General features: G+C 41.4%; 23 protein-coding genes. 9 read left to right on the forward strand and 14 right to left on the reverse strand.

Annotated features, from left to right (window positions below):
* Positions 1-52: 52 nt before the first annotated feature.
* Positions 53-502, forward strand: a complete 450-nt coding sequence (locus BY457_RS17155; RefSeq protein ID WP_106154555.1) for a hypothetical protein — start codon at positions 53-55, stop codon at positions 500-502.
* Between the two features lie 328 nt (positions 503-830).
* On the opposite strand, the gene BY457_RS17165 is transcribed toward BY457_RS17155, so the two are convergent.
* The 8 genes from BY457_RS17165 to BY457_RS17200 all read right to left on the reverse strand — a co-directional run bounded on the left by BY457_RS17165 (position 831) and on the right by BY457_RS17200 (position 7,002).
* The gene (locus BY457_RS17165; RefSeq protein ID WP_106154557.1) at positions 831-1,430 is read right to left on the reverse strand and encodes a hypothetical protein; all 600 of its coding nucleotides are present in this window, start codon (positions 1,428-1,430) and stop codon (positions 831-833) included.
* A gap of 1 nt (position 1,431) precedes the next feature.
* Positions 1,432-1,941 carry an RNA polymerase sigma factor gene (locus tag BY457_RS17170; protein WP_106154558.1) on the reverse strand — a complete coding sequence of 170 codons (510 nt, stop codon included), beginning with the start codon at positions 1,939-1,941 and terminating at the stop codon, positions 1,432-1,434.
* A gap of 89 nt (positions 1,942-2,030) precedes the next feature.
* Entirely contained in the window at positions 2,031-3,056 is a 1,026-nt protein-coding gene (locus BY457_RS17175) for an inorganic phosphate transporter (RefSeq protein WP_106154559.1), read from the reverse strand.
* A gap of 11 nt (positions 3,057-3,067) precedes the next feature.
* Complete coding sequence (locus BY457_RS17180) at positions 3,068-3,745, reverse strand: (Fe-S)-binding protein (RefSeq protein ID WP_258176782.1); 678 nt, start codon at positions 3,743-3,745, stop codon at positions 3,068-3,070.
* A 10-nt stretch (positions 3,746-3,755) separates the two neighbouring features.
* Positions 3,756-4,484 (reverse strand): GTP-binding protein, encoded by a 729-nt coding sequence (locus BY457_RS17185; RefSeq protein ID WP_106154561.1) that lies wholly within the window; start codon positions 4,482-4,484, stop codon positions 3,756-3,758.
* A 17-nt stretch (positions 4,485-4,501) separates the two neighbouring features.
* Positions 4,502-5,323, reverse strand: a complete 822-nt coding sequence (locus BY457_RS17190; RefSeq protein ID WP_106154562.1) for an ATP-binding cassette domain-containing protein — start codon at positions 5,321-5,323, stop codon at positions 4,502-4,504.
* Positions 5,324-5,431: 108 nt separating this feature from the next.
* Positions 5,432-6,064: a response regulator transcription factor gene (locus tag BY457_RS17195; protein ID WP_106154563.1), complete on the reverse strand. Its 633-nt coding sequence runs from the start codon at positions 6,062-6,064 to the stop codon at positions 5,432-5,434.
* Positions 6,061-7,002 carry a sensor histidine kinase gene (locus tag BY457_RS17200; RefSeq protein ID WP_106154564.1) on the reverse strand — a complete coding sequence of 314 codons (942 nt, stop codon included), beginning with the start codon at positions 7,000-7,002 and terminating at the stop codon, positions 6,061-6,063. The genes BY457_RS17195 and BY457_RS17200 overlap by 4 nt, the downstream gene beginning before the upstream one ends.
* Before the next feature lie 214 nt (positions 7,003-7,216).
* Here BY457_RS17200 and BY457_RS17205 point away from each other — a divergent pair, with 214 nt between their 5' ends.
* Together BY457_RS17205 and BY457_RS17210 are read left to right on the forward strand one after the other, a co-directional pair.
* On the forward strand, positions 7,217-8,758 hold the full coding sequence (locus tag BY457_RS17205) for an alkaline phosphatase (RefSeq protein ID WP_106154565.1): 1,542 nt from the start codon (positions 7,217-7,219) through the stop codon (positions 8,756-8,758).
* A gap of 85 nt (positions 8,759-8,843) precedes the next feature.
* Positions 8,844-9,968 (forward strand): YibE/F family protein, encoded by a 1,125-nt coding sequence (locus BY457_RS17210; RefSeq protein ID WP_106154566.1) that lies wholly within the window; start codon positions 8,844-8,846, stop codon positions 9,966-9,968.
* Between the two features lie 51 nt (positions 9,969-10,019).
* On the opposite strand, the gene BY457_RS17215 is transcribed toward BY457_RS17210, so the two are convergent.
* Positions 10,020-11,060 (reverse strand): metal-dependent hydrolase, encoded by a 1,041-nt coding sequence (locus BY457_RS17215; protein WP_106154567.1) that lies wholly within the window; start codon positions 11,058-11,060, stop codon positions 10,020-10,022.
* 201 nt (positions 11,061-11,261) lie between these two features.
* On the opposite strand from BY457_RS17215, the gene BY457_RS17220 reads away from it, so the two are divergent.
* From BY457_RS17220 to BY457_RS17235, 4 genes are all read left to right on the forward strand, one after another.
* Positions 11,262-11,441: a Lacal_2735 family protein gene (locus BY457_RS17220; RefSeq protein ID WP_106154568.1), complete on the forward strand. Its 180-nt coding sequence runs from the start codon at positions 11,262-11,264 to the stop codon at positions 11,439-11,441.
* Between the two features lie 126 nt (positions 11,442-11,567).
* Positions 11,568-11,990, forward strand: coding sequence for a CIA30 family protein (locus BY457_RS17225; RefSeq protein WP_106154569.1), 423 nt, complete (start codon positions 11,568-11,570; stop codon positions 11,988-11,990).
* Positions 11,991-12,154: 164 nt separating this feature from the next.
* On the forward strand, positions 12,155-14,659 hold the full coding sequence (locus BY457_RS17230) for a glycoside hydrolase family 9 protein (protein WP_181256523.1): 2,505 nt from the start codon (positions 12,155-12,157) through the stop codon (positions 14,657-14,659).
* Between the two features lie 251 nt (positions 14,660-14,910).
* Positions 14,911-16,536, forward strand: coding sequence for an endo-1,4-beta-xylanase (locus tag BY457_RS17235; RefSeq protein WP_106154570.1), 1,626 nt, complete (start codon positions 14,911-14,913; stop codon positions 16,534-16,536).
* A gap of 70 nt (positions 16,537-16,606) precedes the next feature.
* On the opposite strand, the gene BY457_RS17240 is transcribed toward BY457_RS17235, so the two are convergent.
* Positions 16,607-17,131, reverse strand: a complete 525-nt coding sequence (locus tag BY457_RS17240; RefSeq protein WP_106154571.1) for a macro domain-containing protein — start codon at positions 17,129-17,131, stop codon at positions 16,607-16,609.
* 21 nt (positions 17,132-17,152) lie between these two features.
* Positions 17,153-17,596, reverse strand: coding sequence for a GNAT family N-acetyltransferase (locus BY457_RS17245; protein ID WP_106154572.1), 444 nt, complete (start codon positions 17,594-17,596; stop codon positions 17,153-17,155).
* 290 nt (positions 17,597-17,886) lie between these two features.
* On the opposite strand from BY457_RS17245, the gene BY457_RS17250 reads away from it, so the two are divergent.
* Positions 17,887-19,080, forward strand: coding sequence for a M24 family metallopeptidase (locus BY457_RS17250; RefSeq protein ID WP_106154573.1), 1,194 nt, complete (start codon positions 17,887-17,889; stop codon positions 19,078-19,080).
* Between the two features lie 105 nt (positions 19,081-19,185).
* Entirely contained in the window at positions 19,186-20,271 is a 1,086-nt protein-coding gene (locus tag BY457_RS17255) for an SGNH/GDSL hydrolase family protein (protein WP_106154574.1), read from the forward strand.
* A gap of 216 nt (positions 20,272-20,487) precedes the next feature.
* Here BY457_RS17255 and BY457_RS17260 read toward each other — a convergent pair whose 3' ends face one another.
* The 3 genes from BY457_RS17260 to BY457_RS17270 all read right to left on the reverse strand — a co-directional run bounded on the left by BY457_RS17260 (position 20,488) and on the right by BY457_RS17270 (position 23,368).
* Positions 20,488-21,081 (reverse strand): hypothetical protein, encoded by a 594-nt coding sequence (locus BY457_RS17260; RefSeq protein ID WP_146131003.1) that lies wholly within the window; start codon positions 21,079-21,081, stop codon positions 20,488-20,490.
* 159 nt (positions 21,082-21,240) lie between these two features.
* Positions 21,241-22,410: an ATP-binding protein gene (locus tag BY457_RS17265; RefSeq protein WP_106154576.1), complete on the reverse strand. Its 1,170-nt coding sequence runs from the start codon at positions 22,408-22,410 to the stop codon at positions 21,241-21,243.
* 256 nt (positions 22,411-22,666) lie between these two features.
* Positions 22,667-23,368: a WG repeat-containing protein gene (locus BY457_RS17270; protein ID WP_106154577.1), complete on the reverse strand. Its 702-nt coding sequence runs from the start codon at positions 23,366-23,368 to the stop codon at positions 22,667-22,669.
* Positions 23,369-23,741: the final 373 nt, after the last annotated feature.

The following is a 23,741-nucleotide window of genomic DNA, read 5'->3' on the forward strand; positions in this document are numbered from 1 at the left end:
TGGTTAGTATGAGGATAGTATATATTACATTTTAACCTTAAAAACTAACGTTATGAGTAAGAAAATGTTCCTTTTTGCCATTGTTGCAACAATGGGGCTGGGATTCCTGGCATGTAATTCAACCCAAAAGAAACAGGATGAGAAGAAGGTATCCGATGCCGTTGAAGAGAATTATGAAGACCTCAAAGAGGAGTTAAACGAAGTGGGTGTTGCCATTTCAGATTTGTTTAAAGCTGAAAAGGGCGACTTTAAATCTTCGGCCAACGAGGTGTTGGATGACATAAACCGGAAAGCCGAGGATCTCAAACAAAAAATTGCAGGAAATGAGGATGAGAATACGCTGAAAAACAAACTGCATAAGCTCGAGCAGGAAGCCGATAATCTGGAAAAAGAACTGCAGGAACTGGATGATAAAACCGAAGAAGAATGGAAAAAAGCCAGAGCAAAAATTGAAGAGAATTTTAAAGCGGTTCAGAAGGAAATCGAGACTTTCTTTGAATAGTTTATTTGTGAATTAATCAGTTTCTGTCCATAAAGTACCACTTGCGTTCCCGAAGGATCGGGGCAGGCTGTTAAGCTTGTCGCCAAAAACGGAGTTTACGATTAGTAAACTCCGTTTTTGGCGGCTTCGCAAGCCTTGCAATTGGCACTTTCTGACTACAAATAGGACTAACAACAAACTCTGCTTTGTTTAAAGAATGGCAAATCAGTCCTCCTAAAAAGCGAGACTTTTTCCTTTTTAAGGAATGCATCATGTTATGGTGTTCTGAAAGGCCGAAGGTCTTTAAACAATAGCCTGTGGCAAAGCCCCAGAAAAATTTGTGAGTGAATTATTCCTGCAACGATTCCACAAAAGACATGGCTTCTCTCAGTTTTTTGTTTGGAAAAAGACGGAGCAAAATCACCAATACCACCGCAATAACTATGCTTCCCATAAAAAAGCCCATCATCCAGTCAGTACCGTATTGATAAAGATTCCAGTTGGCAAGACCTTTTGCCAGGACGATAATCATTGGTAATGAAAATACCGGAATGATGGCCAGCAGACTGTAAATGTCAAATATCTCCAGCTTTTTCAGGCGTGTCAGTTTCTTTTGTGTCTCAAGCAAAGGCAGGTCATTGCGAATGCTGTAATATAGATGTAAACGGTAAGATTCAAATACCAGGTTGAAAATCATGAGACCGAAAATCATGGCTGCCGGAAAAAAAAAGGCAGGCTCTGCGAGGTGGTTTACATAAAAACCGACAAGAAAGAAGGAAAAGATCAATTCAATCAGTATCTCGGTTACCGATGTCCACTTGATTTCTCCCAGATTGGATCTGATTTTTCTGAAGCCGACTTCCCGGATGAGCTGATGATTGATTTGTATGGCATTGTCTTGTTGGGTGTCGGCATTTTGCCATATCTGACTGAGTTCTTTGAATTCCATTTTAGTGCGTTTTTTCGTTTTCAAAATAGGTTCTGAGTGTCTCTTTAATTCTCAGTTTGCGTGTGGAAATGTTGCTGACAGAAAGCCCGGTTATTTGGGCGATTTCCTTGTTGGAGTGTTCTTCCAGGTAAAGCATGATGATTGCTTTATCCAGGGGTTTCAGCAGATCGATGAAATGGTAGAGTTTTTCCAGTCTTTCATCATGGGGAGGCGGATCAAAATCGAGCCATTCCATCTCGTTTTTGTAAGCTTCCCGAACTCTGCTTTGCGAGGTTCTTTTTCTTAAATAAGAGATACTCACATTGAAGGCAATGCGATAGGTCCAGGTAGCCGGAGAGAATTTTTTATCATATTTGGGATATGCCCTCCACAGTTGAATAATAATCTCCTGAATCAGGTCTTTACATTCCTCCGGATTGTGGCAATATATCCCTGATACTTTTGATATCAGCCCTTTGTAGTTTTCCAGAAAGGTAGCAAATTCGTTCTCCTGTCTTTGTGTTGTTTTCAAGGTGACAATGTTTTTTGTTTACCTATATATTCGCAAGTAAAACAAAAATGTCACATCAGGGAATATTTTTTTTTCAAAGGTCACAGGGGTTACAAATAAATAATTCCCTGAATATCTGCCAGGTAAACCAAAAGTAAAGAGATGAAAAAAGCGATTAACGGAGCAATCAGCCACATGATGAAGAAACGGTTCACTTCAGTTTTGCGGAAGATGTTTTTAAAACCAAGTTTGGCTACCCCGATGCCCAGAATAGCTCCCACGTTCAGTTGCACCAAAGAGGTGGGGATGCCTTTGACCACTGATGCCAAAAGAAGCAATGTGGCAGAAATGAATGCAATGACAACTGCCTCAATGCGACCGAACAGCACAATCTCTTTGCCTGTATTGCGCAGTATTTTATGGCCGAAAACAGAGCTTCCTATTCCAAAACTGGGTGCAATTATGAGCGTGGCCAGAATCAGTACCTGTAAAAAGTGAGCATCACTGATGTTTAGTTCGTTGACCGACATGATGGCAATGGGGCCTGCCGCGTTTGCTACGTTGTTGGTCCCGATGGAGAAAGCTACATACATCGACATGAATACGATGAGCCCTTTTAGGAGAAAATTATCATTTACCTTTTTTGAAATGGTGTAACCCTTCCGGCGAATGGGTCTGTAGATGTATTTTCCGATCAATAAAGCCAGGAAGAATGCAATAAAGGGCATGATGAGCCAGGTGGGAATGATTTCAAAAAACAGTTTGTTGGTGTTGAGGGAGTCAAAATAGACGGCAGGGGCCACCACGGCAAGCACGGTGGCCTGACTGGTGGATTGTGGAATGCCGAAAAGGTTGGCGATGAGCAGGGCGATGGCTACTGATGCCAGGATGATGGATACGATAGTAAAGGTCATCATTTCTTCATTCAAAAGCCCTTTACCCATGGTCTTTGCAGTTTCCTGGCCGCCAATGATTGCTCCCAGAAAAACCATGATCCCAAACAAGCCGGGAACTGCAGCTCTGCGGATGAGGTTAGCGCCATAAGCGGCAGAAAATGCGGGAGCAGTGCCACTGCCGCCCATATTGATGGCCAGAAACATGGCAATGACGAACGGAATCAAAAAGGGAATAAGCATACTATTGGTGTTTAGTTGTGTCTGTTCAGTGAACCGCTCTTTTCCGGTGGGCTCCAAACTTTTAGGTCTATGATTTCAATGCGCACATTTCCATGTTCGAGATTTACCACAACACCGCTATGTATTTTCTGCATCATGCAGTGATGAGGCAGAAATCGAATGGTTTCTCCCACTCTCAGCGATTTTCCTTCATACGTTCCCTGAAAAGCCAGTACCATACAAATCCCCAGATCTAAAATGCTTGTTACATCTGTATTTCGGGTGGTTTCCGGGCCAATGATTACGATGGTAATCAGGTTGTGGTCTGTTTCGACTACTCTGGCTATGTGTGTGATGGGGCATCCCAGAGGTCGATATCGAATCACATCGTCAGGTTCTGTTTGGATGTTTGAGAACGGAAGAAGGGTTTCGCGACAGCTTTTCTCATTCTTCAGCGGATGTAGGATGATGTCTGCCCGGTAGTGATCAATAACACCGGAAATTATTTTCTCCGGATGAAATCCCGGCTCCAATCTTAGGAGCTCCTCTATGGATTTTTTGTCTGCAGCAAAGCTGGGTCGTATCAGAACCGGGCATTTCGATGGCTTCTCTTTTCTGTTGATAAGAGATTTGGCAAAATCATCGCATCGATTGTAGCCACAATTCCCGCAATTGAATCCGGGGAGCAGTTTTTTGATTTTCTCCAACATGGCATCTGGTTTATTCTCCAACATATTGTTCACATCCGCTCATGGTTCTCAATAGTCCACGGTGGTACTTTTTATCTATTCGTTTTTCTCCGACACAGAGGGTGCAAACCGAGAAAGGCGCATTGTGCCGAAGCTTGTCTTCTACGGAAGAACCTGCTTTAAAAGACTGGAATTGCTGAGCCAGTTCGGCAGCTCCCTGTCCATTGAGTCCATTCACATCAACGATGTTGCAGCCGGGATTGGCTTCCAGTATTCTTTCGCGGAAGATTTCTCGTTCGGCCTGCGAAATCATATCGCCTTTGGTGACTACTACAATATCGGCGCAACTGAGGAACGGACCTGCTTTACCCGGATTATTGGGGCCGCTGGTGGAGTCTATAACACACACTCCGAGGCAGTTTTCGGTGTAGGGTGCACATCGGTGACACAAGCCGGCGGTTTCCATAATCAGAGCGTCTGCTTGGTTTTTTTGTGCGAATGCTTTCATCTCATCCAGGTTATAAATCGAGTAATGGTCGGGACACATATCACGCGACAAACCTACCAGAACCGGTAGATCCAGTTTGGCAAAGCGTTTGTCGTCGTCCGTGGCAAGACAGTCGATTTTAACCAGTGCCGGACGTCTGTTGGCCGATTTTAATATCCTGATGGTATGCACCAAAACAGAAGTTTTGCCTGCTCCGGGAGTTCCGGCGATGATTATCAGTGGTAGTTTATTGATGGTTTTATTATCAGTCATTTTTTGCTGGTCAGTGGCTACAAGGTGAGGGATGCATTTTCTTCTTTGCACAACAGGCTTTCCGGAATGAAGTTGAGGTCGTTTTCTTCGATGTACAGGCCATTACGAAGTAGTTCCCGCAGATGAAGGATGGTCGCATCAATACCGGAGAGCTGTTCTGAAACTATCTTCTCTTCCGGAGTTGCTTCCAAAAGGGTGCTCATACCTCCGTTTTTCATAATGATCCGTTTTTTTGCGCTGAGGGCCATCACCGGATCATGGGTTACAATCATTATGAGTTTGTTGTGCCCGGAGAGTAATTCCAGTGCCTCATGTTTTTTTATTCCGGCGTTTTCTATCTCATCGATGAGTACAATGGGAGATTCACTAATCACAGCTACATCAGCCACCATCAGTGCACGCGTTTGACCGCCACTGAGGATTGTCAGGTTGTCATTTGGTTTGATAGGCTCTCCGGTGAGCTGGTTGGCTTTGTAGATAATCTCATCTGTAGAAATCTGGTCTTTTCCTCTGCATCGGGCATGAAGGCGCAAAAAATCCCGGACTTCCATATCTGCAAGAAAATTCATGTTTTGCGACAACTGGGCCACCATTTTTTGCCGGGGATCGTTTCGCAGGGCAGGTGAGGGTACTTTCCCGTTAACCAGAACCTGGCGGCGTGTAGAACTATCTTTTTGAGATAATTGCTCAATGTCCGAGATCAACTGACTTTTGCCACTCCCTGTTGGACCAACGATGCCAATGATTTCACCCTCTCGGATGTCCAGAGATGTGATGTTTTCCGGTTTTCCGGATTTGTCAATGCCACCGATAATGGAGATGCACTCAATTTTGACCATAATTTTTTTGAATAAAATTTACAGTACAAAATTGCGGCCTTTGAAGAGGTTGTAAAACAGTCCTAAGTCGTAATTTCAGATACGTCTTTTAGCGTAGTGATGGGGGAGTCAGATTTCAAAAAGCTTGTTTTTTATGGCATAAACAACCATTTGGGCGGTATTTCCCGACTGAGTTTTCAGCAAAATATTTTCACGGTGCTTGTCAACCGTTCGTTTGCTGAGGTTCAGGTTGTTTGCAATTTCCTGATTCGACAGCCCCTTGCAGATGTTGTATAATACTTCAATCTCGCGCGCTGTGAGTTCACTGTTGTCGGGACTGGTCTTCTTTTTGCTGAGATTGCGCACGATGCCATTGAGTATTTCGGGCGAGAAATAGTTGTTGCCGTTGATTACTTCTGTGATGGCCCGTTGCACATCTTCGAAACGGGAGTTTTTAAGCAAAAAGCCTTTGGCTCCGGCATCAATCATTCCGGTGTAATAGTTCTCATTGCCATACATCGAAAGAGCAATTACTTTAATGTCAGGATATCTTTCGAGACAGGCGATTGTGGTATCAATACCATTGGTTCCCGGCATTTCAATGTCCATTAATACAACGTCGGGTAGCATGGATTCAATATTTTTCAGGAATTCATCCCCATTTTCAGAGACGAAAACGTCATCAATAAAATCCCATCCCGAAAGCAGAAATTTCAGTCCATCCCTAAACAGTTGGTGGTCGTCAACAATAGAAATCCTCATAGCTGAATATTGGTTTTGAGGAAAAATCCCCGGTTTCTTTTAGTGTGAATCTCCACTTTGCCTCCAAGTGATTTGATTCTTGAGTGGATATTGGACAAGCCGGTGCCTTTTTTATCCTGAATGGCAGATGGCTCATAACCTTTTCCGTCATCAGAATAATGTAAATCCAGTTGTCCGGAAGAGATGATAAGGGATATTTCAATGTTGGCGGCGCTTGCATGCTTCAGGGTATTGTTGATAAGTTCACTGATGATGCGGTAGAGGATGACTTCAATATTGTAAGGGATTTCTAACCGGTCGGGGTGTGAAAAGAATTTTAATCCGGGTTTTTCAGGCCGGGAGATGCCTTCATAAAAGGTATGAATGGCTTTTTTCAGGCCAAATTTTGCGAGCAGGTGAGGACTCAGATGATTGGATATCTCCCTGACTGTAAGGATGGCATGATCAACCGAGGATTCAGTTTTTTCAATAATCCTCCGGTTTTTTTCTCCGGTGGCTTTGAGGTCAATAGCCGAGAATGCCATCTTTACGGACGATAATACAGGGCCCAGTCCGTCGTGCATTTCCCTGGCAAATGACTGGCGTTCTTTCTCTTCGGTTTCGATGATGGCCGACAATACACGGGCTTCATTTTCTTTGCGCATATTGTCTATTTGCGATTGCAGGTTGAAAATGCGACGAATGTAAAAGGAAGCCACAAACATCAGCAGAGAGATGAGAACTGCCATCCAGCTGTTGAAGTAATCTGTAGCAGCGGGAGAGTCGCTGTTGGCGAACGTTGCAAACTCACTCAATCGCCTGATGGCCATCAGAAAAAATGCGATAGAGATGGTAATCCAGGATATGTTGAATTTGGTGCGTCGAATCAACTTCAGCGTATTGAAGAATGCGCCAAATTGAAGGATGACAGAGGATAAAAGGGCTATCTGGATAATCATAACATTGCGTTTTCAATGCAATATTATGGATTTTTCCGGATTATCTCTGTGGATTATTCATTCTTAGGCATGTTAATATTATTATTTAGACCAGTTATTATTATAAACATTTTGGTAATCATAAGATAAATTCAGGGTATAATTCTCTTTTCATCTCTGCTCTACTTTTGGAGTGTTTTAAGTTCATTCACAAAAAACTTCAAAAATCGAAAAAATGAAAGTAAAGAATTTTTTTAAACTGTTTGTCCTAATGCTGGCTTTGTCTGTTTCTTTTTATTCATGTGACGATGATGATAATGAACAGGAAATAGAAGAGGTGGTAAATGATGACACCAAAGGTACAAATGAAGAAGAGGTGGTTGTTGAATCGGCACCTAAGTATGTATTTTTTTTTATTGGTGACGGAATGTCAAGCCCTCAAATTAATGTGACAGAGGCTGCTCTGAATGATCCTGATTTTCAGTTGAAATCAGTAGGGATTGGAAAGCTTAATCTCAGGCAGCTTCCGGTAACGGGGATGCAAACAACACATGCTGAAGATCGCTATATTACCGGTTCTGCAGCTGCTGCAACAGCTTTAGCTACCGGAAAAAAAACAACCATTGGTACTATTTCTATGAACGGAGATCATTCGGGAAATATAAAGACAATGGCAGAAATGGCTCGCGATAAAGGCATGAAGGTGGGGATTATCTCTTCAGTTAGTATTGATCATGCTACTCCCGCCTGCTTTTATGCTCATAATGAATCCAGAAATAATTATCAGGAAATAGGGCAGGATCTTATCAATAGTGGGTTTGATTATTTTGCTGGCGGTAATGTGCGGTTTAACAAATATAAAGACTACTCCTTAGCAGATTTTAAGTCCGATGCTCAGGGGAAAGGGTATAGCTATGTGAGCTCAAAAACTGATTTTGATGAATTGAATGAAGGTTCGGGAAAGGTTATTGCCACCCTTAAAAGTCTTGAATCTTTTACAGGAGACGGATCTGCAATGCCTTATGCAATTGATTTGGACGAGCAAGCCAATGATGATAAAATTTCTTTGGCTGATTTTACAAAAAAAGGCATTGAAGTGCTGGATAATGAAAATGGTTTCTTTATGATGGTAGAAGGCGGAAAAATTGACTGGGCCTGCCATGCCAACGATGTGGTTTCTGCTGCAATGGATATGATGGCTTTTGATGATGCGCTGGGAGTGGCTCTTGAGTTTTACAATCAACATCCCGATGAAACACTTATTGTAGTTACGGGTGACCATGAATGTGGCGGACTTACACTGGGGTTTGCAGCTACCGGTTATGAAACTGCATTTGATTTGCTTAAATACCAAAGTCGTTCGTTCTGGTCTTTTACTAATGACGTGATTGGTTGGGCCCAAACGGGAGAAAAGACTTTTCAGGAGGCATTGTCAGACGTTCAGAAAGTTTTTGGACTTGGCGACGCTGGCAAAGGATTGGCTTTGTCTGATTATGAAAAAGGATTGCTGGAGGATGCATTTAACCGAAGTATGACCGGAGAATCGGCACACGCCAATGAAGAACTTGCGGTTATTTATGGTTATTACGATCCCTTTACTGTAACTGTAACGCATATTCTCAATAACAAAGCGGGAATAGACTGGACATCCTATTCGCATACCGGAACCCCTGTGCCTGTTTTTGCCTTAGGTATAGGGCAAGAGGCTTTCGGCGGTTATTATGACAATACTGATATTGGGAATAAAATCATCGATATTGCACTGCTTAATCAGTAAATCCAAATTAATAGCCCAAAATTAATTTACCTGCTGGCCGTTTCAGGTCAGCAGGTTTTTTGTTGATCCTTGTTATTTTATAAAAATGAGAAATCGTCGTATTAATCTTTTTTTTGTGATTATTATATCTGTGCTGACCTTGATTTTGATTTTTTTGCCAACAGGCTTTGAGAATCCGTCTATACTTGAGTCCACTTTTCGGGAGAAAGCAATCGTTTTAAAGGTTGACAATGCTGATCTTCAAACGCATGCAGTGGTGACTACCGGCTCTCAGAAACTTTTGATGCAGATTCAGTCGGGTTCTTTTAAAGGAGATACTGTTTCGGGATACAATATTTTGATGGGGCAGAAGAAAATTGATAAGGTTTTTGAAAAAGGGGATGAGGTATTTGTAGTTTTGAAGATAAATAAATCTGGAGATCAAATTATTAGTGCCAGGGCTGATGATTATTACCGGATCCATATAGAACTTATTTTGTTTGGGCTTTTTGCTTTGTTTCTTATTGCTTTTGCCGGACTTACGGGCTTTAAAGCATTGTTGTCATTTGTTTTCACTGCTTTGGCTATATGGAAAGTGTTGATACCACTATTTTTGAAAGGATACAGTCCTGTTCCTGTTGCATTGGTGATTTTGTTTATAACCACAGGAGTTATTATTTTGCTTATTAGTGGTTTTTCGCGCAAGGGGCTGGTAGCTGTTTGCGGATCGCTTGCAGGCATTGCTCTGACATCTTTTCTTGCCTTGTTGTTTGGTGACTGGTTTCGGGTGCCGGGAACCATAATGGATTTTTCAGAAACACTGCTGTACTCCGGATTTACCCAGCTTAAGCTTACTGACATTTTTTTATCCGGAATTTTTATTTCTGCTGCCGGGGCAGTGATGGATGTAGCTATGGATATTGCAGCGGCTCAGAATGAATTGATCGAAAAGAAACCCGGAATGGGGGTTCGCGAATTGATGCTATCAGGCTTTAATATTGCCTATCCGGTAATCGGTACCATGACCACAACGCTTTTATTTGCCTATTCTGGTGGATTCATTTTTATTTTCATGGCTTTTATGGCCAAAGGAACTCCCATCGATACCATTTTTAACACCAATTATATTGCCGGAGAAGTGTTAAATACCCTTGTGGGGAGTTTTGGTTTGGTATTGGTGGCTCCGGCCACTGCAATTATTGGGGGGTATGTATATACCCGTAAACCCTGATGTTTTCCGGTACGATGAATAAAATAAGAGAAGTTGAAGTCTCGATATTGCTCAATAGGAAATGATATTGACCGTCCTCTTTGGTTTTATCCCCATTATTCTGTCAATATAGTTTGACAATATATCATTTTCAATGGACCGTGACTCTCGAGATTGTTGAATAATCAAGGTCTCATCCTTGTGTTTAAGGTAGAATTTAAATACAAATTCGCTGTTTTCATTTATACCCATTTTCCCAAAACGGAGATCGGCTAAATAAAGCCCGTTCTGGTCTTTGTTTACATGATAATAGCCTTTGGTAAAGTGAATTAACTGGTTTAAATCTTTGTAGTCTGAGAATTCATTCAGCAATGCTTTGTTGCGGGGAACAAAAATGAATTCATCAGGGATGTGAGTATCAAAATTGGAATATAAACCGATGTGATATCCTGAATCTGTTTCTGCAAGTCCCATCCAGAGAAAGTTGCTCAACGGCAAGGGGGAGGTTCTGTAACGCTCATAAGGGATTTGATTTTGGGAGAAAGCTTTCTCAAAGACATTATTGACGTGTTGCTTGTTTACAACAGTTCCTAACAAATAGAGCGACGTGATAGAAAACATCCCCACAATGAGTTTCCTTCTGATTTTAGCAGTTCTGTTGATAAACGGAATTACCAGAAGCACCAGTATAAAGGGCAATGTATAGAAAACGTCCACAATGGCTATGGTGGAGAATTCAACTCGGTAATTGTGAAATGGAAGCAAAGCTCCCGTTCCATAAGTGGTGAAATAGTCTAAAACAGGATGCGTAAAGACAGCCCAGAATATCAATCCCGTCCATTCGCGCCAACTGATGTCCATTTTCTTCTTATGAATGTGATGGATCAACCATCCCAGCAGGGGCGCTATGAGAAAAGCAAAAATTAAGCTATGGCTAAAGCCGCGATGCACAAAAAGTCCGTCCACTTCACTGAAAAAAGGAGAGACCAATACATCCAAATCCGGAATTAGTCCTCCAACCGCACCCCACATGATGGCTTTATTTCCTGCTTTTCTACCCAGAACAACTTCTCCTACAGCAGCTCCAAGGACTGTTTGTGTGACTAAATCCATAATGCATTTTTAAATTTGCTATTTACTTCATCCAATAAACCTTTATGCCATACTTTTTGTTTAACGTTAACGGTAAGTCGTTAGACGTTTTTGCTTTATTATTGAGCTTACTGATGTTTTTTCTAAGATTTAATCATGAAACGATTGGTGGCAATAAGATACTTTGTCTTAATGGAATAATAATTTTTTAAATCTCATTCTATGTTTAATTTGTTCAGGAGGAAAACGAAAATTGAAGTATTGAATAAGAAATACCAGCGGTTGCTCAATGAAGCTTATAAATTATCGACAATTAATCGCAAAGCCAGTGATCAAAAGACTGCTGAAGCGAATCTGATTTTGACGAAAATTGAACTATTGAAAGCTGATCAGAGGGGATGACATGAAAATTTTAAATTTATTAGTTATGGGACTTATATTGACAAATGGTGATGTTACATTATTCAACTTTGATTCGCCTGAGAACTCAAGAGATTGGCAGGTTGTTAATGATGGTGTAATGGGGGCTTGTCAGAGAGTCAGGTTCTTTACAATCCGGAAGGTTCTTTGACCTTTAGAGGAAATGTGTCTTTGGAAAATAGTGGTGGTTTTGCTTCGGCCCGGACTCCCATTGAATCTTTGGAATTAAAATACGATTTTAAGGGTGTTGCTGTGCGGGCAAGAGGAGACGGGAAAGTGTATGGGATCCGTTTTAGGACAAATGGTGAAAGTGATGGCTATGCCTATCAGTTCAAAATCAAGACCACAAATGAGGAGTGGAAAGAATTTAAAATACCTTTTGAGGATTTTGAGCCGACTTTCAGGGGAAATACGCTAAAAAATAAACCTGAATTGAAATCAAGAGATATTACTCAAATGGGGATTTTGATTTCAGATAAGCAATCAGGAGAGTTTGAGGTTACATTGGATTGGGTGAAATTTTATCATTAATCTTCTATCAGTAATTTCCTCCCAAAATAAATTTCAAAGGAAAAATAAACAGGGCTATACCGCAAAAAGCAATGGTTTTTTGGGTGATGTTCTTTGGCATTGAGGTTCTTTATTTAGGTAAAAATAATTCGTTATCTTTGATTAAACCAAAAAACAAAAGGACTATGAACAGATTGACCACAACGAAAAGAAACCATCTACCCGGTTTGCTTAGAGGTGTTCTGATACTGGCTTTTTTAGGAATTTTTTTTTCAAACACCCTGGCAGAACAGAACAAAATAGAATTAAATGATTCCGCGTATTACGAAATGCCCGGAGTTAATGTTTTGATGTTTACCAATTGGTATAATGAAAATTTCAGTGATTCCAAAATGAGTGGTATTGAAATTATTCATCATGGTAAACGAACTGTGACCAATGGAGATGTGAGGTTGAATCGCACTCCGGAGCAGTGGGATCCCATTCCTAAATTTAACCGAAAAGAGGTCGATCGGGCCAATAATATCGTGAAAGCCTGGCTGGAGTATCCTGATTTTGGCTATATGATTCAGACAGAGCCATCGGGCGATGATGTTATTATCAGTGTGCATCTGGACAAACCTTTGCCTGAGCATCTGGAAGGGAAAGCCGGGTTTAACCTGGAATTTTTGCCTTCTGCTTATTTCGATAAGACTTATATGATGGATGGGAAGCCGGGGATTATTCCTCATTATCCTTCAGGGCCTACCCGAAAAAATGAAAAAGGGGAGACAGAACCCGAGGCGCTTGCCAAAGGTCATAAAATGGTATTTGCCCCGGAGGATGATTATCGCAGAGTCGCCATTGAGTCGGAAAATGAACTGATGTTTTTTGATGGTCGAAACAAAGCCCAGAATGGATGGTTGGTGTTGCGTAGCCTCATTCCTTCAGGAAAAACAGGGCGTGTCATTGAATGGAAAATGGACGTGTCGGGGGTGGAAAACTGGATGCGTGACCCGGTAATCAGTTTTTCGCAGGTGGGATACCATCCCGATCAGCAAAAAAAGGCTGTGATAGAGCTTGATAAAAATGCAGATTATCTTCCTGAAGCTTCATTGTACAAAATTGATGAAAATGGACAAAAAACCAGTGTTTATTCAGATGAAGTAACTCAATGGGGTTTTTATCAACGCTATAAGTACGGAGTTTTCGATTTTTCAGAAATTACAGAACCAGGCATCTATTCGGTCCGGTATGGAGAGTGGGAGAGTCGCCCGTTGCGCATAGGGGACAATGTTTATGACAACATTTGGCATCCGACACTTGATGTTTTTATGCCTGTGCAGATGGACCATGTGCTGGTTAATGAGGCCTATCGTGTGTGGCATGGTGCTTCGCATCTGGATGATGCCCTTCAGGCTCCGGTCAACCATGAGCATTTCGATTTGTATGCCCAGGGTCCAACTACCGATACGCAATATCAACCGGGTGAGCATATTCCCGGATTGAATGTGGGAGGCTGGTACGATGCAGGTGATTATGATATTCGCACGCAGTCGCAATACTACACTGTTTTGCACCTGGTAGGTGCCTGGGAAGATTTTCAGATTGACCGTGATGAAACACTTGTGGAACAGGAAAATCGTTATGTGGATTTGCATCATCCGGATGGTAGAAATGACATCCTCCAGCAAATTGAACATGGCGCCATTGGGCTGCTGGCCCAGCATCGCGCAGTGGGACATGCCATTCCTGGAATCATTGTCTCCGATTTATCGCAATACACTCATCTGGGTGACGGCCTCACGATGACCGATAATCTTATTTTCAATCCTGCGCTGGACAGTCTGGAAGTGGACTATCCTTACAGCGGAACCTTTGATGACCGCTGGGCTTTTACCAGTAAATCCACACCGCTCAATTATGGTAGTGCCGCTGCATTGGCTGCATCATCCAGAGCGTTGAAAACCTATGATCCCGAATTTGCTCAGGAGTGTCTCGAAACTGCCATTGGTGTTTGGAATCTTGAACAGTCGAAAGAACCGGATATTTTCTATGTGGGAAATACCACCGGTGGCCCCATGATTCTTGAAGAACTTCGTGCGGCAACCCAGCTTTTGATCGCAACCGGCAATGATAAATATGCCCAAAGAATAGAAGAGATGTGGCCCGACGTGAGTAAAGGATTTGCGTTTCTTGCTTCCACGCTTTTGCCGGCACTCGATTATATGGATGATGCTTTTGTTGCTAAAGTTAAGACGAGAGCAGAGAGTTACGTAGAAGAACTGAAGGGCCTTCAGAAGCAAAATCCTTTTGATGTGCCCATAACCGAAGGCGGATGGGCCGGAAACGGGACTATCATTGGCTTTGGAATTACCAATTATATGCTCCACAAGGCATTTCCTGATGTTATGGATAAAGAGTATGTATTTAAAGCGCTGAACTATATTTTTGGCTGTCATCCCGATTCCGATATCTCTTTTGTTTCGGGCGTTGGCCTGCATACAAAGAAAGTTGCTTATGGAATGAATCGGGCCGATTTTTCATACATTCCCGGAGGTATTGTTCCAGGGCTTTTAATTCTTGATCCCGACTTCCCGGAAAACAAAGAAGACTGGCCTTTTCTTTGGGGTGAGAATGAATATGTGATTACAGTTGGCGGATCCTATATTTATCTGGCCAATGCAGTGCAGGACTTGTTGAAAAAGTAATTGGATAAGAAAATTTATTTACCCCGTCAAGGCCTTGGTTTTGACGGGGTTTTTGTTTTACTGTTTTAAGATTTTCCCTTTGTCCAAAAAAGGGGGCGTTTCATAAAATATTTCTTCCCTCCAGCAATCAGCATTATCATAACTCGGTGAAAATTGTTATTTTTGCGTTTCGTTCTGTTCTGGTAGTAATGGCGATTTGCAGAACTTTCTGCAGGCTGATGTGAAAATTGAAAATTTAAAAGAGAAAAATTATGAAGGGTAGCTTTACCGCAGTTTTTGTATTATGGATGTTTTTATTTATGGATGCTGCGCATGCAGCAACGCCTCCCTCATGTGTCATCACCTATCCGCATAGCAATGCCTACTATCAGGCAGGAAGTGATATGATGATACGTGTTTATTCAACAGGATCAGGAGGTTCTGATGTACCGCGGGATATTTCCAAAGTGGAGTTTTTTGTAGATGATCAATTGGTTCATGAGACCTCTGAGGACACGGACAATACTTACTCTTTTTTGTGGGAGGATGTTGCAGAAGGGGCTTACCGCATCACAGCGCGAGCTACCAATGACCAGGGGGTATCTTTCACTTCGGCAGGCGTATTGGTAATTGTCGGAAATGAAGCTGTAATCGCCCGTGGTCTGAGTGCCGGTAAAGGAAAGTATCTCGGAAATATTATCGGTTATGGCAGTGCCAGAAGTGATTATCTCGAATTATGGAATGGTGTGACGGCTGAGAACGCTTCCAAATGGGGAAGCATTGAGCGCACACGTGACAATATGAATTGGTCAGGTTCGGATAATATTTACAATTTTGCCGAAACCAATCACCTGATGTACCGTTATCATGCCATTGCCTGGGGGAGTCAGTATCCTTCATGGATTGAGGCATTGAGTTCTGATGTTACAGCCTTCCGTGCTGAGGTGGAAGAGTATATGGCTGCTATTGCCGGGCGATATACCTACATCGATCAGATTGATGTGCTGAATGAAAATATGTACTTGAATACCTGGAATGGACAGGAACATGCCGCCGGAACGCCTTATTTCAGGGAAGGTCTGGGAGGCCCGGGAGAAACCGGTTACGATTGGGCCATCTGGTTGTTTGAGAAAGCACGTGAGTATTTTCCGGATTCAAAATTGGTACTGAACGATTTTGAATTGGAAAATAATCCTGACGGTATTTATGAAATGCTTGACCTGGTGACAGTATTGCGTGACAGAGGTTTGATAGATGGCTTCGGGACACAGGCCCACACTTTTAATGTTGATCCTATGGCGAATCAGCCTTCGGTGCTTGCCGACAGGATCAGTTTGATGGCTTCGGGCGGTGTGCCGGTTTTCGTAACAGAGCTCGATCTGGCGGGACAACAAAATACAGAGGCTTCACAATTACGCAGTTATCAGGAGCTTTTTCCGGTTTACTGGGAACATCCTGATGTAGCCGGTATTACTTTGTGGGGATATGTGGAAGGTAGTACCTGGAAAGAGGGAACGGGACTTTTAAATGCTGACGGAACAAAAAAAGATGCAATGCTTTGGCTGGAGAATTATATGGCAGCGCAGGATGATGTGGGATATCCTCATGCAGAAGAAGTGGAAGATTCCACACCGATTTTTGGTCCTTCTCAGGATCCTTCACGTTTTTACAATGCCTGGCCCAATCCGGTGGAAGGCGAATTAAAAATATCAGAGATCGCTGAATTTGGTGGTTCTGAGACAACTTACAAGATCTTTGATACCAACGGAAATATCGTAGCCGGTGGAAGCTTCAGAGACCATACTGAGGTTTCGTTCGAAGCCTTGCCGTCAGGAATTTATTTTATTCAATTGGTTAATGGTGCAAAGGTTGACCAAATAAAAGTATTGAATCAATAAAAGAGTTTTTTGATTGTGTGTGGATAAAAGGGCCGTGCCGGATCATTCCGGACGGCCCTTTTTTATGTGTTTATCCGGCCAACGCTTTTTTCCATATTTCAAAATCGTCCTGCCCGAACAGAACCACCCGGATCGTTCGAATGTTGGTGAGATTGGGAATGGTATCGATAATTGTTTTGAGGGCTACGTGAGCCGCATCTTCGGCGGGGTAACCAAAAATACCGGTCGAGATCGCCGGAAATGCGATGGATTCAATTTCTTTTTTATCTGCCAGCAGCAATGCATTTCGGTAACAATCAGCCAGCAATTTATCCTCGGGTTTGTCCTGTCCGTAAACGGGTCCCAGACAGTGAATAACGTATTTATTCGGAAGGTTGTGTCCTCCTGATATAACTGCCTCTCCCGGTCGAATAGGGCCCATTGGCTTGCACTCTTTTTCCAGTCCGGGACCGGCAGCCCGGTGAATAGCGCCTGCCACACCGCCTCCGTTCAACAGGTGCGCATTGGCTGCATTGACAATGGCTTGCATATCCGGCTGGGAGGCGATGTCCCCCCGGATGATTTCAATCGTTGTGTTGGCAATTGTCTTTTTCATGGTCTTGTGCTTTTAATTTATCTATAATCTCTTCATCAAATAAACCATATCAATTAGTTGTACTCCATCTTCAAACAATGGGTGATCATAATTATCAGTAAAAAAGTTCTTAATAATATGAGACTTTTCAAATCCGCAATGCTCATAAAACGACAATATTGCAGGAGTGTTGCCTGTTCCGACAAGCATCGTATCATAGCTGTCTTTGTAGTAATTTGAGATGAAGTTAATCAACGCTTTTGCATATCCTCTCCCCTGATACTCTTTATATGTTGCTATGTTTTTCAATTCGCAGGTTGTTTCGTCAATTGCCGCGACAACACATACAGTTTTTAAACCGTCATCGAATAGTGCAAACATATCACCCTTTTCCAGATATCGGTCTATCATACCCTCTGACTCGTCTGCTAAGAGCAGTAAGTCAATGTGTTGTTTCTTGTTGTTGGTAATCATTTCTATGTTCATGATCCTTTTTCTTTCTTAAAGTGTTTATTTAACGATTGATAGGATGAGGTGTCATGCTGGTGATAAAGTCCAGCATTTGCCCAAAATAAACATCAACCAACAGCTTCTTTTCCCCAATGGATGGATGGGGATTATTTACTGATAAATCTAAATCCAGAATTAAAGATAAGGAAACACTCCTAATTTATCGTTTTTCTTTAATTTTGGCTAATTGAATGATAAAATGAATCATATTTATATGTCATTTCATATAGTTTAATTCGGGAACAGCATTATCAAAAAATATTTTTATGGAATCTATTATCCCCGTTTCAGAACTCAATCGGCGACTTGTTCGTTTTCGTGAAATAATGAATGCCCAAAACCCTGAATGGGAGATGGGAATTGTCTTTAGTAAAATCAATCTTTTGTACTTCACCGGATCTATGCCCGACGGGATGTTGATCATTCCCCGCGATGGTGAAGCTATCTTATGGGTTCGAAAAAGCTTTGAACGGACATCCAAAGAATCTGAATTTCCTGATATCCGTCCCATGGGTAGCTACCGGGATGCCGCTGCTGTCTATCTCAGAACTCCCAAAGATGTATATTTGGAGGCTGAGTTTGTGCCTTTGGCAATGTTCAACCGGATTCGCAAACATTTTCCTTTTGAACGGTTTCAGTCGCTCGATTTCCAGATAGCCATGACCCGGGCTGTGAAGAGTGACCTGGAATTGAGTTTTATGGAAAAAGCCGGAATTATCCATCAGCGGGTGCTGGAGAATCTGGTTCCAAAGGTTCTGAAAGAGGGTATGACAGAGGCTGATCTTTCCGGTGAACTTTACCGGCTGATGGTGCAAGAAGGACATCAGGGGACTGCCCGTTTTGCCATGTTTGATACAGAAATTGTGGTGGCCCAGCTTGGGTTTGGTGAGAGTTCGTTGTATCCTACCAATTTCGACGGCCCCGGAGGCAATCGCGGATTAAATGCTGCTGTTCCGGGCCTTGGAAGCAGAAAAAGAAAACTTCAGAAGGGTGATCTTGTTTTTGTGGATATGGGAATGGGGGTAAATGGTTATCACTCCGATAAAACCATGACCTATATGTTCGGGAAACCGCTTCCCGAGGATGTTCAGCACATTCATAGGCAGTGTGTAGATATTCAACATCAGGTGGCTGCGATGTTGAAACCCGGAAATATTCCTGAAAACATCTATGAAACCATTATGGACGGACTTAGTCCTGATTTCAAAGAGAACTTTATGGGATTTGGCGATCGTACTGTAAAATTTCTGGGCCACGGCATTGGCCTTACAGTGGACGAATTGCCTGTGTTGGCCAGAGGTTTCAAAGTTCCGCTGGAAGAGAATATGGTATTTGCCGTGGAGCCCAAAAAAGGAATTGCCGGTGTTGGAATGGTGGGGATAGAAAATACTTTTGTGGTAACACCTGATGGTGGGCGTTGCATCACTGGCGATCATCCGGGGTTGATCATGGTTGAGTAAGAAAATATCAGAGATTGACCGATTTGTGGAGGTTTTTGGGCAATAAAAAGAGCCTTTATTTTTTTATTTTTGCTTGTTTTGAAGGTTAATTTTTGATGCATAACTATGAAAAACTACCGCTTTGATTCTTTGATATTTATTTTAATGATGGCGTTGGTTGCTTCCACTTTGGGAAGTTGCTCACAGACCAAAACAAAATTCTTTTCTGCAGATCATCCTCTTTTCCAGTATTGCGGGCGGGTCGATTTTTCTAATCCTGAGTTGCCCCGATTCTGGGCCCCCGGAGTATATATTCAGGCTCGTTTCGAAGGAGATTCCTGCCTGGTAGAACTTAATGATGAGGTTTTGTATGGCAGTAATCATAACTACGTTTCACTGCAAGTGGATGACCAGCCGGTTCGGCGGATAAAGTTGACGGGGAAAAACAATGTGATTAAGATGGATGCCGTGGGAGAGGGGCCCCATCGTCTTATTATTTGCAAAAGTACTGAAGCGGGAATTGGTTTCCTGGAGTTTGCGGGCCTGCATTGTGAAAAACTGCTTGAGCCTGCACCTGTTCCGGAACGCAAGATTGAATTTTACGGCAATTCCATTACTTGTGGAACCGGTAGCGATATTTCTGAAATCGCCTGCGGGGAAGGTGAGTGGCACGATCAGCACAATGCTTATATGAGTTATGGTCCTGTCACTGCCCGAATGCTGGATGCTCAGTGGATGTTGTCATCCGTTTCCGGAATCGGATTGATGCACAGTTGCTGCGATATGGATATTGTAATGCCTGATGTGTTTGACAAGCTGAATATGCGTGAGAACCAATCCCAGTGGGTTTTCTCGCGTTACCAGCCCGATGTGGTAACTGTTGCCTTGGGGCAGAACGATGGCATTCAGGATTCTACAGCGTTTTGTTCCCGGTATGTGGAGTTTGTTCAAACCCTACGAACGCACTATCCCGATGCTGAAATAGTATTGCTCACAAGTCCTATGGGGAATGAGGAACTGACCGCTGTCTTAAAAAATTACCTCACTTCGGTTCGCAACTCTGTGCATGCCCGGGGGGATTCAAATGTTCATACTTTTTTCTTTTCCGGAAGGTATAACAATGGCTGTGATAATCACCCCGATTTAGCCCAACATCAGGAAATTGCAGCCGAACTTTCCGAGTTTTTGAGCAACCTGATGGGGTGGGAGTAATATAATGTGAGAAGTCAGGGCTCTTTATTCTATTGTGGTGTTTGGGGGTTCTGTAAATTTACCTTTTATCACCTATTGTCATTTTTATGAAACCAGTATCTCTATCAGCTGCAGTAGCAAATAAATTTTGGTAATCAAGAACATTGATTTCCTTCACTGATGATTGAAAAAACAACTTAATGGCTTTAGCAACGGAACTTTTACCGCTAAGCAACATTACCTTCCTGAAATACCCCGCAAAAGAAGTAAAAATGCCGCCAGTGAAAAAAAGAAAAACAATTCAAAAACACCAGTGTTCCCAAACAAAAAATGTAGTAGCAACGAGCCTCCAATCGTTATCCAGAACATAGCCATAGACCAGCTTTTACTGCTTTTGTTAACCCGGTGAAGATGTTCAACAAAAAGGTAAAGAGATGCCATTAGTGACAAAGCAAACGCAATGGCTGCTATCGTATGAAGTTTGCTTAAAACCGGAAGGTAATCTACAGCAGGTATAAGTACGGTCAGCATTAAAAACAGCAACGACCAAATCAGCAGTCGTCGGGCTCTTTTATCTTTAAATGCTTTTAAAACAAACAACCTCAGCACATAAAATATAAGAAGAAAACCGGTGACAGCCCCCCAAATTATAAAGTTCAACCGATAACCGAGCTTGTTCCCGATCATGCTCATGGTATAATCCAGCGGCGACTCATTAGTGGCAAACAGCCATGTCCCCAAAGGAATGAAAATAATGGCAAAAACCGATAAATTTCTCAGCAACCGAGTATTTACATGATTCCTTATGTATTGCTCCAATTTTTTAAACATATCTTCAGATTGAGCTGACAATGGAACCGAAAATAATAAAAATAAAAACATTGTCAGGATTATCACCTGTTTTTGCTACAATGAGTGGAGTTGCCTATACATACATAAACCCCCAATATTTTATACATGATGTTAACGCCTGGCATTTTCATTTTTTTCTTAATAATTCATTCCAAATGCCCAAAGAGGTATTGCATTTAAGTATCCAAATTCAATATCATCTTTAACTACAAATGATTTTCCGTCTTTTTCAATCTGACTTTGCTTCTTCTTTTTTCCACCTACCTCGAAGGTGTAGTTATCAATAATAAAATCTGCATTTTTCGAAGAGATAACTTCATTTTTTACTCGCATTTGATTAAAGAAAAAGGTTTCCCTTAAATTTCCTACGTTGGATTTATCTCCCACAAGATTCAATATGATGTTTGTGTTATCTAAATATACTTTGTCAACTTTTCCTAATCCTCGAATACCACTTGTTTCATTTCGTAACTGGGCAATAAGTCCAGCTTTTTCCATATATGAAAAATAGTCGTCTAAGGAATTCCTGCTCACATTAATTATTTCTGCTATTTTGGAAAAATTTGGCTTAAAAGGTACACTTTCAGCGATGATTGATAATAGTCTTTTTAATTTGCGACCAGTGGCTACATTTAAATTGGCATATTGAGGAATGTCTGTTTCTAAAGTTTGTACAATAATTTGTCCCAATCTTAAATTCATTTCATTCTCAATTCCAAAAGGATAATAGCCTCGACTTAGATAGTCATTAAATAATGGAAGCGGATGTTGTATATCTGGTAGTTTTACTTCATTATCAATTATTTGTTTTAGTGAATATACCCCTGAATCGTAATTGTGGAATAATTTTAAATACTCTCGAAACGATAGTCCTTGAAGTTTATAAATTATTGCACGGCGACTTAAATCTGAAGAACCTTTAAGTATATCTAGTACTGAAGACCCCGTGAATACAACTTTAAGGGTAGGGAATGAATCGTAAATATTTTTTAATTCACGCGACCAGTCTGTGTATTTGTGAATCTCATCAATAAATAAATACTCTCCGGCATTTTTATAAAATTCGTCTGCTAAATCAATAAGCCTATTTTCTCCAAAGTAAATATCGTCTGCTGATACATATAATGCTTTTTTAGTATCGAGGTTTTCTTTGATGTGCTGTAAAATCATCGTAGTTTTCCCAACACCACGAGCACCAATTATCCCCATCATACGGCTTTCCCACGAGACAGTTTCGTACAAATAACGTTTAAAGTCCGTTGTCGTATTTTGCAAAAGCGTTTCAAATTTTTGGTATAATGTTCTCATAACTTAAAACCTATTTTTGCAAAGATACAAAATGCACTGTATAATCAACAATATATTTCATCGGTGCGCAATCAGGAGTGCATGTTATTGTCTTTTTGCTTGGCGTTAACGTTGAGTGTATGGTGTCGTAAGGGATTTCGGGCTTCAAACCTATCAATTTACAACCCAAAATTGATGCGAGTGAAAACGCTCGAAAAGCTTTGAAACCCGCATGCACTATACCATGTTACAGGTAGGCGTTCTTTCTGTTCACTTGTCATACAGTTAAATTTTTATGTCCTTTTTCGTCTATAATTATTTTATCGCTTTCAAATGTTGTCACCAAAGCAAACCCGTTATAAAATGGTTCAATTGTCAAGTAACGATTCTTATAAACTTCGTTTCCTTTCTTGTCAATATGAAACCAACCGTTTTTGTCTTTAGCTGTCGCAAAGTTTTTGTGGAAAACTCCCAAGTCTATAAATGATTTATTGTTGATGAACTTTCCTTTATTGTCAATGTGTCTGTATAAACCGTCTTGCGATTTTACACAAGCAATACCGTCTTTGTAGTCGCCTGCGAAAACGTAATTGTTTGCATAAAAGCGATTCCCGTTTATGTCAATATGAAAATATTGGTTGTCTGCGTTGCGAACGGTACAAATATTTTCTTGGTAATTTCCTGTCCACAAATAAGAAGCTGAATAAACCTTGGCGCCTTTTTCATTGATGTGAAACCAAAGGTTGTTGTCAATTACAGAAGCACGATTGCAGTAAAATCCGAATGTCCGTGAATAGCGATTTAAGTATATCTCGTTTCCGCTTATATCAATATGGTAAGCACCTGAACTGTCTTTTACTGGTGCAAGTCCTGGCGAATGAAATTTTAACACTTCAATAAAAGTCTTGGCGAAAATTGGTTTTCCGTCAAAGATAAAATGTGTGTTGTCGTCTGAAACTTGTATGTTTTTCCAATTCATTTTTTAAAAATCAAAATGGTTTGTAATTCATTTAATTTGGTTTCGCTATTAAATTGAAAACCTGCATTTTCACAAAGAGAGATGTACTTAGCAGATGTTCTTTCGTAGCTTTCACACATTGCAGACATATTGAGCGAAAGCAAAGACAAATCAATTTTGATTTTATCTGAACAGTTTTCAATCACATATAAGGTTCCATTATTGTAAGCCATCGGCCTCCCACGTATAAAAGTAAAGATTTTTCCCGACCAGAGGTTTCACCAGTCGGGGAAATTGGAATTTTCTAAGTTCTACTGGAATCTCTTGGAATTAGTTGGAGCTTTCCGGAAATTTCTGGCAATCGTTGGATTTTTTCCAATTGTGTGGCAAAAGA

This window comes from Marinilabilia salmonicolor (genome assembly GCF_003003035.1).
Classification (GTDB): domain Bacteria; phylum Bacteroidota; class Bacteroidia; order Bacteroidales; family Marinilabiliaceae; genus Marinilabilia; species Marinilabilia salmonicolor_A.

Bases quoted from the DNA above. Each gene is read 5' to 3' on its own strand.
- BY457_RS17155 (WP_106154555.1), top strand. From the start codon at position 53: ATGAGTAAGAAAATGTTCCTTTTTGCCATTGTTGCAACAATGGGGCTG.
- BY457_RS17165 (WP_106154557.1), bottom strand. From the start codon at position 1,430: ATGGAATTCAAAGAACTCAGTCAGATATGGCAAAATGCCGACACCCAA.
- BY457_RS17175 (WP_106154559.1), bottom strand. From the start codon at position 3,056: ATGCTTATTCCCTTTTTGATTCCGTTCGTCATTGCCATGTTTCTGGCC.
- BY457_RS17180 (WP_258176782.1), bottom strand. From the start codon at position 3,745: ATGTTGGAGAAAATCAAAAAACTGCTCCCCGGATTCAATTGCGGGAAT.
- BY457_RS17185 (WP_106154561.1), bottom strand. From the start codon at position 4,484: ATGACTGATAATAAAACCATCAATAAACTACCACTGATAATCATCGCC.
- BY457_RS17190 (WP_106154562.1), bottom strand. From the start codon at position 5,323: ATGGTCAAAATTGAGTGCATCTCCATTATCGGTGGCATTGACAAATCC.
- BY457_RS17195 (WP_106154563.1), bottom strand. From the start codon at position 6,064: ATGAGGATTTCTATTGTTGACGACCACCAACTGTTTAGGGATGGACTG.
- BY457_RS17200 (WP_106154564.1), bottom strand. From the start codon at position 7,002: ATGATTATCCAGATAGCCCTTTTATCCTCTGTCATCCTTCAATTTGGC.
- BY457_RS17205 (WP_106154565.1), top strand. From the start codon at position 7,217: ATGAAAGTAAAGAATTTTTTTAAACTGTTTGTCCTAATGCTGGCTTTG.
- BY457_RS17210 (WP_106154566.1), top strand. From the start codon at position 8,844: ATGAGAAATCGTCGTATTAATCTTTTTTTTGTGATTATTATATCTGTG.
- BY457_RS17215 (WP_106154567.1), bottom strand. From the start codon at position 11,060: ATGGATTTAGTCACACAAACAGTCCTTGGAGCTGCTGTAGGAGAAGTT.
- BY457_RS17220 (WP_106154568.1), top strand. From the start codon at position 11,262: ATGTTTAATTTGTTCAGGAGGAAAACGAAAATTGAAGTATTGAATAAG.
- BY457_RS17230 (WP_181256523.1), top strand. From the start codon at position 12,155: ATGAACAGATTGACCACAACGAAAAGAAACCATCTACCCGGTTTGCTT.
- BY457_RS17235 (WP_106154570.1), top strand. From the start codon at position 14,911: ATGAAGGGTAGCTTTACCGCAGTTTTTGTATTATGGATGTTTTTATTT.
- BY457_RS17240 (WP_106154571.1), bottom strand. From the start codon at position 17,131: ATGAAAAAGACAATTGCCAACACAACGATTGAAATCATCCGGGGGGAC.
- BY457_RS17245 (WP_106154572.1), bottom strand. From the start codon at position 17,596: ATGAACATAGAAATGATTACCAACAACAAGAAACAACACATTGACTTA.
- BY457_RS17250 (WP_106154573.1), top strand. From the start codon at position 17,887: ATGGAATCTATTATCCCCGTTTCAGAACTCAATCGGCGACTTGTTCGT.
- BY457_RS17255 (WP_106154574.1), top strand. From the start codon at position 19,186: ATGAAAAACTACCGCTTTGATTCTTTGATATTTATTTTAATGATGGCG.
- BY457_RS17260 (WP_146131003.1), bottom strand. From the start codon at position 21,081: ATGTTTAAAAAATTGGAGCAATACATAAGGAATCATGTAAATACTCGG.
- BY457_RS17265 (WP_106154576.1), bottom strand. From the start codon at position 22,410: ATGAGAACATTATACCAAAAATTTGAAACGCTTTTGCAAAATACGACA.
- BY457_RS17270 (WP_106154577.1), bottom strand. From the start codon at position 23,368: ATGAATTGGAAAAACATACAAGTTTCAGACGACAACACACATTTTATC.